The following is an 18,706-nucleotide window of genomic DNA, read 5'->3' on the forward strand; positions in this document are numbered from 1 at the left end:
CAAAAAGGGGAGGCAAATGCCTCCCTTTTTTGTTTGCGTTGTAATGGTAGGTTTTAGAAACCTTCCTCATCATCTCCACCATTATAATCTCTACCGTTCTGTCTATCTCTCTTCTTTTGCTCGTTGATACGATAGATAAAAGAAAGCCTAATTTCGCGCTGTCTCCATTGAAATTCACTATCCTGCTCGTAAAAGTCAGTGGTGGTAAAACCGTTACGTTTTCTTGAATTCAAAAGATCTTGTACGTTTAACGAAATAGTAGCTTTGTCATTCAATAAATCTTTACTGAAAGCTAGGTTGATAGATAAAATACCATTAGATCTCCCCTGTACTTCATCAGAAGCCCCGCGATAGAAAGCGTTTGTCTGCCAATCAATTTTCCAAGGTAATTCTACTTTTGAGCTAAAACGCCCGAACCAGCTACTATTTGATTGACTATAATTAACCCCGTTAAATTCACCGTCAAGATTAAAGCTGAAGAAATTGACGCTACTATTCAATCGTAACCATTTGGTAGGATTGTAGAGTATGCCCAATTCGGCTCCTGTTCTATCATTGGTCGCTAAATTGAAAGGTATGTTTCGTACAACTTCGACCTGCGAGCCACCAGGGCCCGTAATAAATACTTGTTCTTGAACCCTTTGAAAGGCATCCGTTTCCCTTTGATAGTAAATGGAAGATGTCAAGGTCACCTTTTCCCATCTTTTTAAATAACCTAAATCGAAGGCATTTGAAAAGGCAGGTGCCAAGTTGGGGTTACCCTGAAAGATATTTGTTCTACTGCTTCTAGAGGGGAATGGGTTTAAAAACCAGCCTCTTGGCCTGTTGATTCTCCTGTTGTATCCTAAAGAAACATTTTCCATTTCGTTGAACTCATATATGAAGTTAACGGTTGGAAAGAGGCCTGTGTAATTGTTATCAAAATCTGTATCAATAGGAAAAGAAAATTCTTCTTGAAGTTCTTCTTCGGTAAGTTGAGATTCAATTTTTCCCTTTAACTGGGTACTCTCCATTCGAAGACCTAAAAGAAAATTGAAATCCCCAAATTTAGAACCGTATTGAGAGTACAGGGCATGTACGTTTTGCGTGTAGTCAAAAAGATTTGTTTGGTTAAGGTTTACTTCGAGATTGCCGGCATCATTTTCTTGAAGGAGGCGATAATCTGTGACTTCATTTTCGAAATTGCCACGATAGCCCGCTTCGAATTGAGAGCCTTTGCCAAACGGTAGTACGTAATCACTTTGTATCAAATATTCTTTCTGGTCTTCAATTGTTGAAGTCTCTTCACGGGGAATATTGATATCGGTATTTGAGGTATTGTTGTAACGAACGGGTTCATTAATATAGCTGTTTCCCGTCTCGGAGTCTACTGAGTATTGAAAATCGGCCGTTAACTGATGTCCGTCATCGTTAAATCTATTGATATAATTTAAAGAAATTTGATGGGTGTCGTCTTCTTCCGTTTCTAATTCTCTACGGGTCGTGCCAACTTGCGGCGCATTATTCAAAAGATAATCGTTCACATTGGTATTTACATCTTCATCACTTCCTGTTCTGTAGAAATAAGACCCGGTTAAGGAAGATTTTTCGTTAAAGAAGTACTCCATGCCGATATTGGCGTTCAGACCGCGATCTAAACGATCAATATCTCTATCTTCAATATTTCTATCATATGCTATACTATCAAGAAAAGCATCTTGTCTAGAGTTGAAATATCGTGTATCGAAAAAGCCATTTCCCGGCCCTTCTCGATATCGATAACCAATGGTGCTAAACAGGTTATACTTAGTGGTGCGCAAGTTGCCATTAACGGTAACACCGCCATTTGTGGGCACTCCGCCATACACATTAACCGACCCATTGAAACCTAGGGTCTTTTCTCTTTTCAGTACAATGTTTAAAATACCCGCTGTGCCCTCTGCATCGTATCGGGCCGATGGGCTCGTAATTACTTCTACTTTCTCTATGGCATCTGCCGGTAACTGTTGTAAGGCATCCGTTGAACCAAAACCGGCAAGGGCCGATGGTTTACCATTAATAAGAATTCTAACGTTTTCGTTCCCTCTTAAACTTATGCCTCCTTCAATATCAACATTAACAGAAGGAACGTTGTTCAAAGCATCACTAATGGTAGCACCGCTGGTAGTAATATCTTTACCTATGTTGTAGATTTTTTTATCAAGTCGAACTTCAACGGTAGTTTGTTCACCAACTACTTCGACACCCTCAAGTTCAGCTGCTGAAATTTCAAGGGAAATCGTACCCAAGTCAACAGATTCGTTAAAAGTAGATTGTGATACCTTGAAAGTTTTATACCCTATATATTCTATGGAAGCATTATAACGACCAGGCGCAACTTCAACCGAAAATTTTCCGTCGATATCGGTGATACCTCCGTTCACTTTAGCTGGGTCTTGAATGCTTTGAAGTACAAGCGTAGCATATTCAAGAGGCTGGCCTGTTTCTTTGTCAAGTACTGTTCCTGAGATTTTTATTGGTTCCCCTGGTTGTCCTTGAGGTCTTTCGGGGCGTTGGGAATAATTTTTTAAAGATACTAGAGCAAGGACAATCAGAAACAGTTTTTTCATTTTTGGTTTTTAGGTTTTAGTCTTCCGGTCTTTCCGTTTTTTCTCCCGTTTCTTGTCTTTTCGTGTTTTTTGAATTCCTTTCTTCTGCATTTCTACAAAACCTTCGTATTTCTCGAGTGGTAATCCAGCCTTCAACTCTTCGTCTTGAGCCTTGGTGATTTTTTCCATTCCTTCACGCATTTGTTCCGGAGTGAGTTCGAGAATTTGCATCTCGATACGTTTTTGAACATATTTCTTTAAAATAGAGCTCAATACCGCACTCTCGAACTCGTTCAGTTCTAAAGTTTCGGCAATTTTCGGCATCTCACCATCCACAATCTGCTCAGCAGTTTTAGGTTCAGGTTCTTTAGGCGTGTGCTCAACCTGTGGTACTGCGTTTCGCTGTCTGCCATAACCATAACCATAGCCACTGCCGTAGCCGTAACCATATTGGGCCTGTAATTCTGCACCAAACACTAATAAAACAAAGAACAAGAGGGTAATTTTGATAAAGTTCTTCATGACGATATCGGTTTATAAGATTGTTATAATGAATAATGGTTTAAATGAAGTTGGTTAAAGCTTTGTTAAATGTATTTAACAACAAATGTACCAATAATTTGCAGGTCGAAATTTTAATTTTTGAAGGTAAAAAATGTTTCTACCTGAATTTTTCAGGCAGAAACATTATGTATCTTTATTTTGATAGAAGTTCATTAATTAACTCGGTAGGTCTACCGATTACAGCATGTTTCCCCTTAATAACGATAGGTCTTTCTATTAGCTTAGGATGCGCAATCATGGCATCGATAATTTCGTCATCGGACAATAACTTACCTTTATAATTTTCTTTCCAAACCTGTTCGTTCTTTCGAACCAACATCTCAGGGGTAATGGCCAAGCAAGAAAGAATATCTTGTAACTCTTGTTTAGAAGGTACATCTTCTAAATATTTGATTACTTCAAAGTCCTTTCCTGATTTTTCGAGAGCTTCCAAACCCTCCCTTGATTTTCTACAACGTGGATTATGATAAATTTTAATCATTTGTATTCTTTCATTTGTTGTTCAATGTAGAAGGTTTATTCTTCATCTTTTTGACCCATCATCATTAAAAAGGCCTTTAGAAAAGAGTTAATGTCACCATCCATTACGGCATCTACGTTTCCGGTTTCTTCAGCCGTTCTTACATCTTTGACCAATTTATAGGGGTGCATCACATAATTACGAATTTGAGAACCCCATTCAATCTTCATTTTTGACGATTCAATCTCATCACGTGCTTCCATTTTCTTGCGAAGCTCTATTTCATAAAGTTGGGATTTCAGCATTTTCATGGCCGTTGCCCTATTGTCATGTTGACTTCTAGAGTCGGAGCACGATATTTGAATTCCTGTAGGATGGTGAACCAATTGAACCTTGGTTTCAACCTTATTTACGTTCTGACCACCGGCTCCACTAGAGCGTGCGGTCGTAATGGTAATATCGGCCGGATTCACCTCTATTTCAATGGTATCATCGACTAAAGGATAAACATAGACCGAAACAAAAGAGGTATGTCTTTTGGCATTACTGTCAAAGGGAGAAATACGAACCAATCGATGGACCCCGTTTTCACCTTTGAGCCAACCGAAAGCAAAATCACCATCTATTTGCAGGGTAACGGTCTTAATACCCGCTACGTCGCCTTCTTGAAAGTTAAGTTCTTTAACCTTGAAACCGTTCTTTTCGGCCCACATCATGTACATACGCATGAGCATCGAGGCCCAATCACAACTTTCGGTTCCACCGGCACCAGCAGTAATCTGTAGCACGGCGGGCAGTTCATCACCCTCTTCAGAAAGCATGTTCTTGAACTCAAGGTTTTCGATTTTCTCAACGGCCTTGTCATATTGTTCTTGAACCTCTTCTTCAGAAATATCTCCTTCCTGAAAAAAATCCATTAAAACTTCAAGGTCTCCAACCAAAGTTTTGGCAGCGTTAAAATCGTCTACCCATTGTTTTTTCGATTGAATGAATTTCATCTGCGCCTGGGCTTCTTGCGGGTTATCCCAGAAATCAGGTGCTAAGGTCTTCTCCTGTTCATTTTCAATTTCAATAAGTTTGGCATCTATGTCAAAGATACCTCCTTAACGCACCGAGGCGATCCTGAAGACCTTTAAACAGGTCTGTGGTAATAGTCATATTCTAAAATTTTAGGCAAAAATAATATACTTTTTAGCATATTCCTGAAATAACTAGAGTAAGATCGAACGAGATTCTTTTTGGGAGGATTATTGTTGGTCTCCTTCGACTTGAACGGTATAAATGGTCTCGTTCTTGCCAGTAGTGAAAAGAACACCACGAATAGGCGCACAATCACGATAATCTTTACCATGAGATACCTTAATGTAATCGGTGCCGGCAAGCAAATCGTTACAAGGGTCGAACCCGACCCAGCCAATTTTGGGGATGAACGCTTCGGACCATGCGTGCATTTGTGAATCACCGAAATAACCGCTTCCCTGATGCAAAAAACCGGAAACATATCTAGAAGGAATGCCGTTCATTCTTGCAAGAGCACAAAACAGATGGGCGAAATCTTGGCAAACTCCGTTTCTCTTTGCTAGAACTTCCTCTAAGGTAGAACTGGCCGTGGTCGTACTGGGTTGAAATGTAAGGTAAGCGTTAACAAGCTTATTGAGATTTTGTAAGTTGGTGAAGACCGTTTGCGATGTATCTAATGACCAAAGTGAGGTACTGTTTTCAGGTAAGGTGGTAAGGTCAGTCTTCTTCAAAAAAGCCTCATGGTCAACCCTGAAGTTTAAACTTTTCAATTCTTTATATGATTCTTCGGCATTGTTTTCCAAAGGAAAATCAAACGGATTCACTTCCGATTTCAAGACTCTCATCTTTGCTCTGAACCTGGCGCTTTTGAACGATTTTCTGGTCTTGAGTCTAATAGTTTTAAAACCCAGGCCATTAATAGAGTAGCTTTCCGCTTCCAATAGAGAGTTCGTAAACTCGATAGAAAGCACTTCTTGAGAACTATTGGTTTGGGGGATAATCAAGAATTGCCAGTGGGCGCCCCTCACTTTGTTCTCGTATTTGTTCTCACAACTATATGTGATGGCATACTCTGTCGGCATATTATATAAATATACCGTAATATACGAACAATAACCTTTTAATAGTTAAAGAACTCTTTTTCCATCTTTTGGCTGATCAAACCCAAGCTGTTCAGTATATTCTCGATAAAACCTTGAATGTCTTCCTCTATTTCGGTAATGTATTTGAATTCATACTCTGACCTCACCCGACCGACCAAAAAGGCAGTAGAGTCTTTATTATATTTTTTGCTCGGGTCAAGTACTTTAATATGCTTGTAAACTTGGTTAAGACTGTTCATTACCGATCTAGGGCAATTAGGGTTGAGGATTAAAAACTCCAAAGTTGAAATACTAGTGGGTGTCTTTTTATAAAAACGACGCATCATATCATATGATTCAGCACATTTTAAAAGGGTCGTCCACTCGTAACTGTTGCTAAATTTATCACCGTAACTACCTTGGGCATTTAAGGCATCTTGATGTTTGGCATTGATAATGCGAATAACCTGGGTCGCCCTTTCAATATTGATGCCCATCATAATAATGGCATAAATTTCATCATGCAATAAGGTTCCTCTCATTTTGCCGCGTAGAACCGCTGTCATTTCGGTAACATTGACCGTGAAATCATGAAGTGAATTCTTCATGAACATATCGGCATCATAGTTATTTACATAGTGGTAAAATTTATTGATGGCTTCATAAAGTTCTGTGGAAATCAAGTCTCTAGCGCTGTTGGCATTTTCACGTGCATACTTAACATTGCTTAAAATAGAGAAGGCATTTTCTGCATCCAATCCTATTTTATAAAGCACTTGCGATTCTTCTAATTCGACATTATCGTCAAGCTCAGGATTACCGACCATAAATAACATAGACCGTAGAACGAATTGTCTTGATTGTGATAATTGGTTAGGGGCGTCAAGCGAAGAAAAATAATTAACATTCAAATATCGTGCGATATGTTCGGAACGTTCAATGTAACGGCCCATCCAAAAAAGATTATTGGCAACTCTTGCTAGCATATAGTGTATTTAAAATTTTAATTTATGGGAGCATTTTTGACCAAGCATCAACTTTTCAATACCCACGTATCTTTTGATCCCCCACCTTGAGAAGAATTAACGATTAAGTTGCCCTTTTTTAAAGCAACCCTTGTTAGCCCACCTTTAAGAACAAAATCTCGATCTCTTCCCATAATAGTAAATGTTCGGAGGTCTACATGCCGTTGCTCGAACGATTCGGTATCATCGATATAGGTGGGGTGAACCGAAAGCGACATAATAGGCTGGGCCACATATTTTCTGGGGTTGGCCTTTACCTGTAGTTTCACTTCTTCTATTTCCTCTTTACTAAGCCTGTTACCAATTGAAATTCCGTAACCTCCAGCTTCATCCACGGGTTTGATCACCAATTCGTTTATATGCTCTAAAACATATTTTAGTTCATCGGGCTTACTACAATGATAGGTGTGTACATTGTTTAGAATGGGGTCTTCATCCAGATAATATTTGATAATATCGGGCATATAGGTATAAATGGCCTTATCATCAGCAACTCCTGTACCTGGTGCATTGGCCAATGTGACGTTGCCTTTTTTATAGGCCGCAAAAAGCCCTGGCACACCGAGTGCGGAATCGGCCCTAAATTCCAATGGGTCTATAAATACGTCATCGACCCTTCTGTAAATGACATCTATTTTCTCAGGCCCGTGGGTAGTTTTCATGTAGACAAAGTCATTCTCGACAAACAGGTCTCTACCCTCAACGAGCTCGACACCCATGGTTTTTGCCAAATAAGAATGTTCGTAAAAAGCCGAGTTATACATTCCAGGAGTCAAGACGACCACATTGGGAATATCAACACCTTTAGGCTTGACCGTTTCTAGAAGGTCAAGAAGGTTTTCGGCATAATTCGTTACCGAATGGGTTCTATAATGGTTAAAAACACCGAAGAGGGCTCTTTTAAGAGCCGTGCGGTTGCAGATAACATAGCTTACACCTGAAGGACATCTGATGTTATCTTCCAGGACATAGTAATTACCATCGTTATGCTTGATGATATCTGTACCGGAGATATGATTGTAAATTCCTCCAGGCGGGTCTAAATCGACCATTTGGTTCAGGTAATTGGCCGAAGAACTAATTAATTCAAGTGGTACGATACCTTGCTTGATGATTTTTTTCTCGTGATAAATATCCCAAAGAAATAGGTTGAGGGCCCTAGAACGCTGTATAGCTCCCCTTTCTATGATTTCCCATTCTTCCGGAGCGATAATTCGTGGAAATAGGTCAAACGGAAAAATTTTCTCCGTACTCTCTTTTTCCCCGTAGACCTGAAAAGTAATACCTTGATTAAAAAATGACGATTTTGCCTTGTCGTTCAGCTTTACGTATTCTTTGATGGTATGACCTCCGTAAAGCTCGAATAGCCTAGAATAGATATCTTTTATCTCCCCAGTTTTATCAAATAATTCATCGTATAAAACCGGATTTCTAAGATAAGAGGAGAATATTTGATTTTGAATTTTACCCATGTCTATTTCTTTTGTTTTAAGGTACTGGTTTTCAACTTAAAATAGGGGCTCAATTCGATAATAATATTACCTCAAAATCATGTTTTCATAAAATTTAGAAGAAATTTTTACCAATTTCACTTTACTGTCGGAAGTATATTACTGGTGATAGTTAAAAGCACCTTATTGGCTACCTTTGAAATTTTTGGGGTAGCACCTAACCATAATCCTTTACTTTATTTATGGAAATTAATTTGATCAGTGATACGGTTACCAAGCCGACTAGTGGCATGTTGAAGGCGATATTGAATGCGGAGGTCGGCGATGATGTTTTCAAAGTAGATCCTACGGTAAACGCTTTGGAAGAAAAAGTGGCGGACTTGTTTAAAATGGAAGCGGCTCTTTTCTTTCCTTCCGGTACCATGGCCAATCAAACAGCCATTAAGATTCATACCAACCCAGGAGAGCAGTTGATTTGTGACAAATATGCGCATGTCTACAATTATGAAGGGGGAGGGGTAAGTTTTAATAGTGGTGTCTCTTGTCGTTTGGTAGATGGTTTTAGGGGAATGATGACAGCTGAACAGGTAGAGGAAGTTATCAACCCACCTGATTTTTACCACAGCCCACTAACCAGTCTTGTCTGTATCGAGAATACCACTAACAAAGGTGGAGGAGCTTGTTGGGATTTCACGGAATTACAGCGAATAAAAACCGTCTGCCAAAAACACGGTTTGGCTTATCATTTAGATGGTGCCCGCTTATGGAATGCCATGGTGGCAAAAAAGGAGAGTGCTTCGCAGTATGGTGAAATATTCGATACGATTAGTGTATGCCTCAGTAAAGGCTTGGGGTGCCCGGTCGGTTCTGTTTTGGTGGGAAGCAAAGAGCATATCGCAAAGGCACTAAGGGTAAGAAAGGTATTTGGTGGCGGCATGCGACAAGCTGGTTATTTGGCCGCTGCGGGAATTTTTGCTTTGGATAACCATGTAAATAGATTGGCCGAAGACCATCAGAAGGCTAAAGAAATAGGGGAGACTTTATTGAATCTCAATTTTATTAAAAAAGTAGAACCCATAGAGTCTAACATTATTATTTTTGAGATAGATAAGTCTCTTATGACAGAGAAACAGTTTTTAGATAAACTGAAAGAAAATGGAGTTTCAATTATCGGAATGGGTCAGGGAAAGCTACGAATCGTCACCCATTTAGATTATACCGATGGCATGCATAAGAGCTTCCTTGAAATTTTAAGAAAATTATAGCGAGTTTTCGTCTTTCAGTTCGTTGATTCGGCTGATGAGGTTTTTGATTCCGTTTTCCATACCCATTTCAGAATCGTAAAGCTGACTTTTGGCAAGTTCCGTTCCGTTATCCTCATTAAAACGAAAGAAAAACTGCCCATCGTGACTTGTTTTTCTTTCGAAATCATTGGTGCCCAAATCAGAATTCGTTAGGTGAGAAATTGCGCGATTTAGGTTTTCTTCAGTGGCAAAAAATGAACTTTCCAATAAAATTTGTCCACTCTTGGCCTTTATTAAAAATTGAAATTCGCCTTCTTGATTCTTTAAAGTATCTAACACTAGCAGTTTTTGGTAAAAGATACAAATAAAAGTAGGAAGATGAGATAAGTTTCATCTTCCTAAAACGGTCAAATCAAATTTTTCCTCAGTAGAACTAAAAGTAAACTGACGAGCTCTATAAAAGGCTATTTGCCGAACAAACCATCAAGGCCTGGTATGTTGGGCATACCTTCTTTAGCAACAGCTGCAAGTTCGGTTTCGTTGACCTTGGTAGCCTTCTCAATGGCCTTGTTCAAGGTTAGAACGAGGTAGTCTTCTAATTGTTCTTTATCTTCTAAAAGACTGTCGTCTATTTTAATGGCCTTAACCTCTCTATTGGCTGTAATAGTGACAGTTACCAAACTCTCAGAAGAGCTTTCCTCCAGAGTAACAGTATCCAATCTTTTTTTGGTTTCCTCTACCTTTTGTTGGGTCTCTTTCAATTTACCCATCATTCCCATCATATCTCCGAACATAGCATTAATTTTAATAGTTCAAGGCTTCAAAATTACTAAATTGTGCGTTAAATTAAATTGAATGTGCAGATGAAAACTAAGCTGTTTGCCACCGTATCCCTTACATTTGCGCTCCTATTACAAAGTCAAGAGAAAAAAATGAACCAAATTACCGCACCCACTGCCAAAAAAGTACTTAAAAAGTTAGAGAAGCACGGTGATGTTAGAGAGGATTATTATTTCTGGATGAACGAACGCGATAATCCTGAGGTAATAGCATACTTGAACGCTGAGAACGAATACTACAACAAACTTACTGACCATACGAAAGACTTTCAAGACCGCCTTTTTAATGAAATGAAGTCTCGTATAAAAGAAGATGACGAGTCGGTACCTTACAAGCATAATGGTTATTGGTATATTACACGCTATGCCTTGGGTAAAGAATACCCTATTTACAGCCGAAAGAAAGAATCTTTGCAAGCGGAGGAAGAAATTATGTTCGATGGTAATTTAATGGCAGAGGGGCATGAATTTTTTAATATCGGGGGTATTGCCATTAGCCCTGACAATAAGTTGGCGGCATTTGGGGTGGATACCGTTTCTCGTAGACAGTATCATATTCAAATCAAGAATCTTGAAACAGGTGAAATATATCCTGAAAAGATAGAGAACACCACCGGAGGTTCTGTTTGGGCCAACGACAACAAAACGCTTTTTTATACCAAGAAAGACCCGGTTACCTTGAGGTCTGATAAAATTTATAAGCATAAGTTGGGTACAGACGCCAAAGATGATATGCTTGTTTTTCATGAAGAAGATGATACTTTCGGCACCTATGTATATAAATCGAAATCAAAGAAATATATTATTGTCGGGTCGTACAGTACACTTACTTCAGAGTATCAGATATTATTGAGCGACGCCCCTGACGGTCCGCTTAAGATGTTCTCCAAAAGAAAAAGGGGCGAAGAATACAGTATATCGCACTATGGCGATAGCTTTTATGTGCTTACCAATAAAGACGGCGCCACCAATTTTAAACTAATGAAAGTTGAGGAAAGCGACACCTCTTCAGAAAATTGGAAAGAGTTTATACCGCATAGGCAAGAAGTGCTTTTAGAAGACTTAGATATTTTCAAAGACTATTATGTAATCTCAGAGCGAGAGAATGGACTCACCAAGATAAAGATAGTGAGGTGGGATGGGGCTGATGTGTATTACTTGCCCTTTGAGAATGAGACTTACACGGCGTCGGTAGGTCGCAACCCAGATTTTGATACAGATATCCTGAGGTATTCATACAATTCGATGGCAACACCTAGTTCAGTAATTGACTTCAATATGAAAACCAAGGATAAAGAGGTCAAAAAAGAACAAGAAGTTTTAGGCGGCGATTTTGACAAAGAGAATTACATAGAGAAAAGAGTATGGGCAACGGCACGAGATGGTGCCAAAATACCGATGTCGATTGTCTACCATAAAAATACCGCACTTACCTCTACCACACCGATATTACAATACGCTTATGGCTCTTACGGGCATACCATTGACCCTTATTTCTCAACAGTGAGGTTAAGTTTGCTCGATAGGGGTTTTGTTTATGCCATTGCACATATCAGGGGCGGTGAGTATCTAGGTCGACAATGGTATGAAAACGGTAAACTTCTCAAGAAAATGAACACGTTTACAGATTTTGTCGACTGTTCTCAATATTTGATAAGTGAAGGTTACACCAGTAACCAACATTTATACGCTATGGGCGGATCTGCAGGGGGTCTATTGATGGGCGTTGTAATTAATATGGCTCCCGAATTGTACAATGGGGTAATAGCCGCCGTACCTTTTGTTGATGTAGTAACCACTATGCTCGATGATAGCATACCTTTGACTACGGGGGAATATGATGAGTGGGGCAACCCTAATCAAAAAGAATATTATGAGTACATGAAGTCATATTCACCGTACGATCAGGTAAAAGCTCAAAATTATCCGAATATGTTGGTCACTACCGGTTTTCACGACTCTCAAGTGCAGTACTTTGAACCGGCCAAATGGGTGGCCAAATTGAGGGAATTGAAGACCGACAAGAACCAATTGTTTTTTGATATTAATATGGATGCGGGCCACGGTGGCTCGTCGGGTCGCTTCGAAGCGCTGAAGGAAGTGGCCAAAGAATATGCATTTTTATTGGATTTAGAAGGTAAAATCGACTAATTGAAAAAAAATAGTAATTTTGCCTTTAGGAATGTGTGGAAATTTTAAAACTTCCGTTTTTTCCAAAAACTAGATATCCTTTATGGAACAAAAGATCAAGGCTTACAACAATATTCTAGAACTCGTAGGCAATACTCCCCTCGTCAGACTAAATAAAATTACCAAAGGCTTTACCGGTAACTTCTTTGCTAAGATAGAAGCTTTCAACCCGGGGCACTCTTCAAAAGATCGTATTGCGATGCATATTATCGAAGAGGCCGAGCGAAAAGGTATTCTTACACCAGGCAGTACCATCATAGAGACGACTTCTGGTAATACGGGGTTCAGTATCGCCATGGTAAGTATTATTAAAGGTTATAGTTGTGTGCTTGCGGTAAGCTCTAAATCTTCCCGTGACAAGATTGATATGTTGAGGTCAATGGGCGCCACTGTTTATGTTTGCCCGGCGCATGTTAGTGCCGACGACCCAAGGTCATATTACGAAGTAGCCAAAAGGTTGCATCAAGAAACTAAGGGTTCCATCTATATCAACCAATATTTCAACGAATTGAATATGGATGCCCACTATGCCAGTACAGGCCCTGAAATTTGGGAACAAACGGGTGGTCAAATCACACATTTGGTGGCATGCAGCGGTACGGGCGGAACCATCTCCGGTACTTCGAGATATTTAAAGGAGCAGAATCCTAATATTAAAATAATCGGTGTAGATGCTTACGGGTCGGTACTTAAAAAATACCATGAAACCCGAGAATTTGATAGAAAAGAAATTTACCCTTATCGTATCGAAGGTTTGGGAAAAAATCTAATTCCGGCAGCGACCGATTTTGATATCATTGATGAATTTATCAAGGTAACCGACTCTGAAAGTGCCCATACGGCAAGAGAAATAGCTAGGACAGAAGGTATTTTTGCAGGTTACACCAGTGGGGCGGTCATGCAGGCTCTTAAACAATTAAATGAAGCGGGTACTTTTAAATCTACAGATAACGTAGTGGTTATCTTTCCGGATCACGGTTCTCGCTATATGAGTAAGGTCTACAGTGATAAATGGATGGAAGACCAAGGTTTCTTCGATACCGAAACTGTGGCCGAGGCTCAAAAAATACAGTACATTAAAGAATAATATGCCTAACTAGGTATGAATTCATTTGGCAACACCTACGGGCGTTGCTTTTTTGTACACCAAATATTTTTATGAATTTCGTGCTGAAAACCATACTTTTGCAGGCAGAATTTAATCGAAACGAATGCGAGATTTATTTGACAGAATTTTAGAGAACAAAGGTCCTTTAGGAAAGTGGGCCTCACAGGCGGAAGGTTATTTCGTTTTTCCAAAACTTGAAGGTCCAATTTCCAACCGAATGAAGTTTCAGGGTAAAGACGTCATTACTTGGAGTATCAATGATTACTTAGGTCTTGCCAATCTTCCGGAAATCAAGAAAATCGACGGCGAGGCTGCTGCTGAATATGGTGCTGCGTACCCAATGGGAGCAAGAATGATGAGCGGTCATACCGATTATCACGAGCAGTTACAGGATGAGCTTGCCGATTTTGTTCAAAAAGAATCTGCGTATTTATTGAATTTCGGTTATCAGGGCATGGTATCTACCATTGATGCCTTGGTCTCAAAAGATGACATAATCGTTTATGATGTTGATTCGCATGCCTGTATTATCGACGGTGTTCGATTGCATATGGGTAAGCGTTTTACTTTTAAGCATAACGATATAGAAAGCCTTGAAAAGAATTTAGAGCGTGCTACCAAAATGGCCGAACAGACCGGGGGTGGTATTCTGGTTATTTCCGAAGGTGTTTTCGGTATGCGTGGCGAGCAAGGTAAACTAAAGGAAATTGTAGCCTTAAAGGAAAAATACCAATTCCGATTGTTTGTTGATGATGCCCATGGTTTTGGAACGCTTGGTAAAACGGGCGCCGGAGCAGGTGAAGAGCAAGGTGTTCAAGATGGTATCGACGTTTATTTCGCCACTTTTGCGAAATCAATGGCAAGTATAGGCGCATTTATTGCGGCCGATAAAGAAATTATCGACTATTTGAAATATAATTTACGTTCACAAATGTTCGCTAAATCATTACCAATGATTTATGTGAAAGGTGCGCTGAAGCGTCTTGACATGTTGAGAACAATGCCAGAGCTAAAGGCAAAGCTTTGGGAAAACGTAAATGCCTTACAGAATGGCTTGACCAGTAGGGGCTTCAATATTGGAGATACCAATAGCTGTGTAACGCCGGTTTATCTAAACGGTAGTATACCGGAAGCTATGGCTTTGGTCAAAGATTTACGCGAAAACCATGGTATTTTCTGTTCAATCGTAGTGTATCCGGTAATACCAAAAGGATTGATTCTTCTTCGTATGATTCCGACAGCTACACATACGCTTGAAGATATAGATGAAACGTTAGAGGCATTTTCTGCCATTCGTGAGCGTTTAGAAAACGGCACCTATAAGAAGTTGTCTGCTGCAGTTGCAGCGGCAATGGGAGAGTAAATCTCGTTGAAAAAGAAGATAAAAGCCCTGCCGATAAACATCGGCAGGGCTTTTTAGTTAGGCAGCTTTAAGCTGTTTCGATTTGATAATATGTCTCCATTTTTGCATGGCCTGTAACTGCCCATTTAACGGTAGACTTTCATCGGTGTTATAGAACTCAATTGAATAGTCGCTTACCGCTTTGTTTGCAGGCTGTAGATGTAATTCTAGTTTATCAATGATTGTCTGTCGCTTTTTAGCTTGTTTAATCGTATGGTCCGTTTGAATAATGCTACAATCATTAAAGTCTTCTAAGAGAACTGTTTTTTCCATTATGTGACCCTTATAGTTCTTTACATAAAATAAATACTGATTGTTGGGATCTATACCAATAGCAAAATTTGAAAAAACCTCATGTTTATTAATAGTAGAACCTTTTTTATAGGCCATAGCTTCTAAAAGCTTAACGAGTTTTTTCTCCGTACCATTGCTGTTTAAAGCAATAATTACAAAAGGAGATAAACATAATATAACGAGAATGGCACCTATGATGAGAGTGCCCAAATCCATGTTCATTTTTTTAAAATTTAGATGTTAAAAAGAATGTCATTCCCCCTTGAATAAAGGGAAATGGTCAAAAATTAATAAGTGACTTCTTTTTAAGTTACCAGTAAAAATGAAAAGGAAATGCGATATCTTTTTTACCAAATGCCAGTACAAGCGATTTCGATAGGCGCTGATAAAAATTGCTTTTCGATTGGTACCAAGCCTCATTAGAAAAAACACTTGAAGCATGGTGGGGTAAGAAGTTATTAGGAGTTAACGATGGAACAGAAGAGGCCTCCGAAAATTCATGTACTTCAATGGCATCGGTTAAATATTTAACAGACTTAAAGTATTTATTGCTATCGTTTAAGCCTGAATCTGCCGATTTATTAAAATCCAATGTACAAGAACCCCCAAGCTGTAGGCCTAGGCAGTAAACAATGGCAAAAAATAAAACAGAGAGTCTCATACAGTCAAACTTCTGTACAAATGTAGTGCGCCAAACGTTCGCTTCTTGGGTACAGGTAATTTTTTATGAGAAAATTAGGGTATCAAATTCTAAGTGTCGTATTCACCTCTTCGAACACCTCTGCCTTATCGGCAAGAACGACCAAGGTGTCGTCAGCCAGAATTTTTGTAGTGCCGTTGGGGGTGATATAACTGTTATCACGAATAATCATCGCAATAATAGCGTTCTTTGGAAAGCCCAATTGAACTATTTCTTTATCGACCGCGTAACAGTTCTCCGTCACCATAATCTCTTTCATCAAAGCTTTAGGGTTTTCAGTCATCAAGAGGTCTGTCGCGGTCAATTTTTTTGCCTTTTCGGGTAAGGCCACATGCAGCCATTTCGCCACCAAGGTTAGGGTAGTGCCTTGCGTCAATACAGAGGTCACCGATATAAAGAATACGATGTTGAAAATCATGTTGGCCTTTTCTATGCCTGCCAATAGTGGATAAGTGGCAAAAACAATCGGCACTGCACCTCGTAGACCTACCCATGAGATATAAAAACGTCTTCTCATTTTCATTTTAAAGAAGATAAGACTTAAGAAAACGCCTACCGGTCGGGCAATAAAGATTAAGAAGAGCGCAATAATCAGACCTATACCGGCAATGGGCACAATTTGAGAGGGGAACACCAAAAGACCCAATGTCAAGAAAAGAACGATTTGCATAAGCCAGGCTAGACCGTCGAATACCTTTAAAATAGTTTTTTTGTGAATGATATCTTGGTTACCCAGATAAACCGCACAAATATAAATAGCCAAAAAGCCATTACCTCCAACAGCGTCGGTAGCCGAAAAGGTGATGAACATGAGGGATATAACCAGTACTGGGTATAGCCCTTCAAAATCTAATTTAATCTTATTGATAATGTATTTGCTGAGTTTGCCGAATACAAACCCTGCCAACCCGCCCAAAAGCATTTGTTGTAGAAATAGGGGGATTATAGAAAATACACTTTGGTCTTGGTTGACCACCAAAGTCAAAAATGCCAAAGTTAATACGTATGCCATCGGGTCATTACTACCACTTTCCAATTCTAAGGTAGGTCTCAGATTGGTTTTTAACGCAAGGCTTTTAGAACGCAAAATTGAGAAAACTGCCGCAGCATCGGTCGAGGATACGATGGACCCTAACAACATGCTTTCATAGATGGTGAAATCGGTAATGGCCCATACAAACGTACCCAATGATACTGCGGTGAGCAATACACCGAACGTTGACAGCGCAATACCTTCACGTAAAACCGGTTTGATGGAGTTCCAGTTGGTGTCCAATCCTCCGGAAAAAAGTATAAAGTTGAGCGAAACCAAACCGATAAACTGTGCCAGTTTAGGGTCGTCAAAATGAATACCGCCGATACCATCAGAACCTGCCAGCATGCCTATACCAAGAAAAAACAATAGAATAGGAACCCCAAACTTATAGGAAGTTTTACCGGCAATAATGCTTATCAACAACAAAACGGAGCCGACTAAAACGATATTTTCAATGGTAAGGTTCATACGGTAAGCGTGAAATTCATCAGGTCGAAAATACCTAAATTAAAAAGAGCATTTGGCCAATTAGATAATTATTAACCAAATATTATCAGATGAGAAAAACGAAGGGTTATTTACGATGTACCCAGCATCTTTTTATATGTACAGCGCCTCTTGAAAATTTTTGGATCAAAGTGCTTCCACATTTGTCGAATGGCAATATTGTCTTCAAGTTCGGGCGTTCGATAACACATCTCAATACCTTTCTTCTTAAAAGTTTTATAGTATTCGTTGAAGATAATGGCTGTAACTCCCTTATTTTGAAATTCAGGGTGAATCCCTATCAAATAAAAAAGGGCATCCTTATTAAAGTGCTTCGCCTTGAGCATGTGAAATACCCCTAGCGGATACAGTTTACCTTGCGATTTTTGTAATGCTTTTGAAAAGGAGGGCATTACTATTGCAAAAGCTATGAGGTCATCTTCTTTGTCGACAATAAATTTAATGTACTCAGGGTTGATGAAAGAAATATATTTTTTCTTGAAATAGGCTTTTTGCTCCTCGGTTACCGGTACGAATGAAGATAGTTTTGAATAGGTCTCATTAAAAAGGTCGAACATTTTATCTGCCATCGGAAGTACTTCGGCCGTTTTTTTAAAATTGACTTCCCGAAGCCCATATCTCTTCTTTACGATTTCATTTAATTTTGTGAACAGGGCTGGATCGGCGTTGCTGACAGGAAATTTATTTTCTACGTACCCTTTTTCCTTTAAAAAGCCCAATCGCTCGTAGTGTTCAACATAATAAGGGTGGTTGTACCACGTGACCATACTTCCGATATGATCAAAACCCTCGGTGAGAACCCCAACTTTGTCTAAATTTGAAAACCCCACGGGTCCTTCCATGAAATCCAATCCGTTTTGGTTGCCTATTTCGGCAACCTTTTCAATAAGCGCTTTTGATACTTCGGGGTCATCAATAAAATCAAACCAGCCGAAACGCATTTTTCGAATCTTCTGTTGATTGACTTCAAGGTGATTGATAATGGCAACGACCCTACCCACAGGTCTTTCATCTTTATAAGCCATAAAAAACCATGCATCGGCATTTTTAAATGCTGGGTTCTCGCTTTGATCAAAAGTTTGCAGTTCATCGGCAACAAGTGGTGGCACCCAATACGGAGAATCTTTATAAAGGGCGAAGGGAAACTTAACGAACGCCTTTAGTTCGTCTTTTGAGACCGCTTCTTTTAAGGAGACCATACACTTTAATTTGCAGGG

General features: G+C 39.5%; 17 protein-coding genes. 4 read left to right on the top strand and 13 right to left on the bottom strand.

What is annotated here, in order from left to right; genetic code table 11:
• Positions 1-53: 53 nt before the first annotated feature.
• The 7 genes from IL356_RS09105 to IL356_RS09135 form a co-directional block, all read right to left on the bottom strand.
• Positions 54-2,588: a TonB-dependent receptor domain-containing protein gene (locus IL356_RS09105; protein ID WP_121849303.1), complete on the bottom strand. Its 2,535-nt coding sequence runs from the start codon at positions 2,586-2,588 to the stop codon at positions 54-56.
• A 9-nt stretch (positions 2,589-2,597) separates the two neighbouring features.
• Positions 2,598-3,089, bottom strand: coding sequence for a hypothetical protein (locus IL356_RS09110; protein ID WP_121849302.1), 492 nt, complete (start codon positions 3,087-3,089; stop codon positions 2,598-2,600).
• Between the two features lie 175 nt (positions 3,090-3,264).
• Positions 3,265-3,612, bottom strand: coding sequence for an arsenate reductase (glutaredoxin) (gene arsC / locus IL356_RS09115; RefSeq protein ID WP_121849301.1), 348 nt, complete (start codon positions 3,610-3,612; stop codon positions 3,265-3,267).
• Between the two features lie 35 nt (positions 3,613-3,647).
• A protein-coding gene (prfB, locus tag IL356_RS09120) for a peptide chain release factor 2 (RefSeq protein ID WP_225621460.1) occupies positions 3,648-4,749 on the bottom strand; the annotation gives its coding sequence in 2 pieces (ribosomal slippage) (positions 3,648-4,682 and positions 4,684-4,749; 1,101 coding nt in all).
• A gap of 89 nt (positions 4,750-4,838) precedes the next feature.
• A complete protein-coding gene (locus IL356_RS09125) occupies positions 4,839-5,693 on the bottom strand; it encodes a transglutaminase-like domain-containing protein (protein ID WP_121849299.1) in 855 nt (284 codons plus the stop codon).
• A gap of 38 nt (positions 5,694-5,731) precedes the next feature.
• Positions 5,732-6,679, bottom strand: a complete 948-nt coding sequence (locus IL356_RS09130; RefSeq protein ID WP_121849298.1) for an alpha-E domain-containing protein — start codon at positions 6,677-6,679, stop codon at positions 5,732-5,734.
• 47 nt (positions 6,680-6,726) lie between these two features.
• A complete protein-coding gene (locus IL356_RS09135) occupies positions 6,727-8,190 on the bottom strand; it encodes a circularly permuted type 2 ATP-grasp protein (RefSeq protein ID WP_121849297.1) in 1,464 nt (487 codons plus the stop codon).
• A 221-nt stretch (positions 8,191-8,411) separates the two neighbouring features.
• Between IL356_RS09135 and IL356_RS09140 the strand changes: the two genes are divergently transcribed.
• Entirely contained in the window at positions 8,412-9,434 is a 1,023-nt protein-coding gene (locus tag IL356_RS09140) for a threonine aldolase family protein (protein WP_121849296.1), read from the top strand.
• Here the strand turns inward: IL356_RS09140 and IL356_RS20300 are convergent.
• Both IL356_RS20300 and IL356_RS09150 read right to left on the bottom strand, forming a co-directional pair.
• Positions 9,429-9,752 (bottom strand): YegP family protein, encoded by a 324-nt coding sequence (locus IL356_RS20300; protein ID WP_162987904.1) that lies wholly within the window; start codon positions 9,750-9,752, stop codon positions 9,429-9,431. The two genes, IL356_RS09140 and IL356_RS20300, sit on opposite strands and share 6 nt — an antisense overlap.
• A gap of 125 nt (positions 9,753-9,877) precedes the next feature.
• Positions 9,878-10,207 (bottom strand): YbaB/EbfC family nucleoid-associated protein, encoded by a 330-nt coding sequence (locus tag IL356_RS09150; protein ID WP_121849294.1) that lies wholly within the window; start codon positions 10,205-10,207, stop codon positions 9,878-9,880.
• Positions 10,208-10,276: 69 nt separating this feature from the next.
• On the opposite strand from IL356_RS09150, the gene IL356_RS09155 reads away from it, so the two are divergent.
• From IL356_RS09155 to IL356_RS09165, 3 genes are all read left to right on the top strand, one after another.
• Positions 10,277-12,403, top strand: coding sequence for a S9 family peptidase (locus IL356_RS09155; protein ID WP_121849293.1), 2,127 nt, complete (start codon positions 10,277-10,279; stop codon positions 12,401-12,403).
• 82 nt (positions 12,404-12,485) lie between these two features.
• On the top strand, positions 12,486-13,529 hold the full coding sequence (locus tag IL356_RS09160; RefSeq protein WP_121849292.1) for a PLP-dependent cysteine synthase family protein: 1,044 nt from the start codon (positions 12,486-12,488) through the stop codon (positions 13,527-13,529).
• A gap of 124 nt (positions 13,530-13,653) precedes the next feature.
• Complete coding sequence (locus IL356_RS09165; RefSeq protein ID WP_121849291.1) at positions 13,654-14,913, top strand: aminotransferase class I/II-fold pyridoxal phosphate-dependent enzyme; 1,260 nt, start codon at positions 13,654-13,656, stop codon at positions 14,911-14,913.
• A 57-nt stretch (positions 14,914-14,970) separates the two neighbouring features.
• On the opposite strand, the gene IL356_RS09170 is transcribed toward IL356_RS09165, so the two are convergent.
• The 4 genes from IL356_RS09170 to IL356_RS09185 all read right to left on the bottom strand — a co-directional run bounded on the left by IL356_RS09170 (position 14,971) and on the right by IL356_RS09185 (position 18,688).
• Complete coding sequence (locus tag IL356_RS09170) at positions 14,971-15,468, bottom strand: hypothetical protein (RefSeq protein ID WP_121849290.1); 498 nt, start codon at positions 15,466-15,468, stop codon at positions 14,971-14,973.
• 88 nt (positions 15,469-15,556) lie between these two features.
• Entirely contained in the window at positions 15,557-15,907 is a 351-nt protein-coding gene (locus IL356_RS09175) for a hypothetical protein (protein WP_121849289.1), read from the bottom strand.
• An 82-nt stretch (positions 15,908-15,989) separates the two neighbouring features.
• A complete protein-coding gene (locus IL356_RS09180) occupies positions 15,990-17,450 on the bottom strand; it encodes a potassium/proton antiporter (RefSeq protein WP_121849288.1) in 1,461 nt (486 codons plus the stop codon).
• A 110-nt stretch (positions 17,451-17,560) separates the two neighbouring features.
• Positions 17,561-18,688 (bottom strand): GTP cyclohydrolase, encoded by a 1,128-nt coding sequence (locus IL356_RS09185; protein WP_121849287.1) that lies wholly within the window; start codon positions 18,686-18,688, stop codon positions 17,561-17,563.
• Positions 18,689-18,706: the final 18 nt, after the last annotated feature.

It is taken from the genome of Euzebyella marina, assembly GCF_014855515.1.
GTDB classification, from domain to species: Bacteria; Bacteroidota; Bacteroidia; order Flavobacteriales; family Flavobacteriaceae; genus Euzebyella; species Euzebyella marina.